General features: G+C 70.2%; 1 protein-coding gene. It reads right to left on the reverse strand.

Features of this window, described 5'->3' with window-relative positions:
* Positions 1-2 precede the first annotated feature (2 nt).
* Positions 3-1,898, reverse strand: a 1,896-nt coding sequence (locus ITI46_RS34310; protein WP_307808435.1) for a peroxidase family protein, incomplete at its 5' end; no start/stop codon positions are given.

The raw sequence follows: 1,898 nt of genomic DNA on the forward strand, positions 1-1,898 counted from the left end.
GGTCACAGGGTCCTCCAGGGGGCGAAGGCGTTGGTCACGCCGTCCAGTGCGGGGGCGAGTTCGGGGTGGTGGCGCAGCAGAACGCGGATCATGCCGTTGCGGTCGATCCACTCCAGCCCTTCGGGGGTGTAGATCTCGGGCCGGTAGTCGGTGGTGAAGAAGCGGTCGCTCTTGAGGCGTCGGCTGGCCATCAGGATGAAAATGCGGAAGAGGGAGTCGCTGAAGCCGAAACCGGCGGGGCGCGGCTCCACCAGGTTCCCGACGAGGGTGTCGACGCGGTCGAGCCGGCCCTCGTACAGCTCCTCCAGCAGTGGGGTGTCGGTGGGGTGGCCGCCGGTGAGCTCCTCGAAGGAGGTGACGGGGCGCTTGCGGAGCATCGCCCGGTAGGCGTTGTAGCGGGGGATGCCGCGTTCGCGGTCCCGGAGGATGTCGACGGTGCCCAGATCGACGTGTTCGCCGGTGAGCCGGGTCAGATTGCGCAGCGAGTCGGGGTGGTTGTGCAGCACGAGTGCGCCGGGGTTGGCGGTGCCGAAGCTGTAGAACAGGTCGCTCATGCCGTGTGCCTCGATCGCGGTGCGCGTGGTGGCGCCCTGCATGTCGTCGAAGCCGATGGTCCCGCCCCGGTTGCCCGAGCGGTGGTCGCGCAGTGTCAGCTCGTCCGGGATGAGCGGGTGGAGCCGGTAGGCGGAGACGAACTCCTCGGTCATGGAGAACGGAGCCGCGTGGTGGTCCGTCGGTGAGCCGAGGATGCCGCTGAGCATCTCGCCCTCGCCGATCCGGCCGTACTTCCTGCGCACCCAGCGCGGCAGTACGCCGTACCAGTTGGCGTTCATGGCGCGGTGCAGTACGGGGGTGTCGAGGATGCCCGGCGTCCATTCCACTGTGTGGATCTTCGCCATCAGGGCGCAGTTCACCAGGCGTGCGGTGTGGAAGAGCCGTTCGTCGTCCCAGGTGGGGTAGTGGGAGCGCAGATGGTCGCAGATCGCGTTGTGTTCCTTGGCGAACAGCGTGTGCAGCAGGGACAGTCCGGCCCAGTAGTCGCTGTTCATGCCGGTGGCGTCGAGGCAGGACATGCCCGGCCTGGGGTCGGCCGGCAGCCGGCCGTCCTCGATGATGAGGTGCCCCCGTTCGCCGGTGCGCAGCGACCGGCAGCGTTCCTCGGAGGAGCCGTAGATCTGAGAGCCGTCCCACCAGTGCGTGAGGGTGTTCTCGTAGGTGGGCGGGGCGTCGGGGGTGGTGTGCGCGACCGGGTCGGGGCGGGTGCGGTTGACGCGCATGGGGCACTCCCCCGCCCAGTCGTCGTCCTCGGCCAGCGGCACGGTGAAGGGTTCGGCCTGTTCGTTGTCGCCGTGGTTGGCCCAGCCGTGGTTCTCGAACTGGATCCAGGCGGCGGCCAGCAGGTTGAGGGTGGGGGCCGGCAGGAAGCTGCGCCGGGCCAGGAGATGGCGGCTGACCTCGCGCGGGCTGGGCGACATCAGTGCGTCGTCGTCGCCGTCCGGGAAGGCGAGGTGCAGCGGGGCGTTGCGGTCCAGGCGGGTGCCGGCGCGGCCCATGTCCTCGTCATGGGGGTCGTAGGCCGATCCGTCGTAGGTACGGAAGGGCGGCAGGCTCGCCGGGGCGCGGCGGGGCCGTTCGCCGCCGGCGGAGTAGGTGTCATGAAGGTTTTCCCGGCGCAGGTCGTCGCGGAGGAAGCGCAGGTTCAACAGGCCCAGCGGCGTGGGGAGTTCGTGCCATTCGCGGCGGCGGTTGATCCGGGCGAAGGCGGCGGAGCCCAGCCGTTCCAGGACGCCGGGCGGCCCGTAGGACGACGGTTGCGCGGGCTGGGACGACTGCGCCGGGGCCCTGCCGTCGGCCTGTGGGGGGATGTCCGGAGCAGGGGAGGCCGAAGGGGTGGTGGG

The organism is Streptomyces oryzae, from assembly GCF_017676365.1.
In the GTDB taxonomy this organism is placed as follows: domain Bacteria; phylum Actinomycetota; class Actinomycetes; order Streptomycetales; family Streptomycetaceae; genus Streptomyces; species Streptomyces oryzae.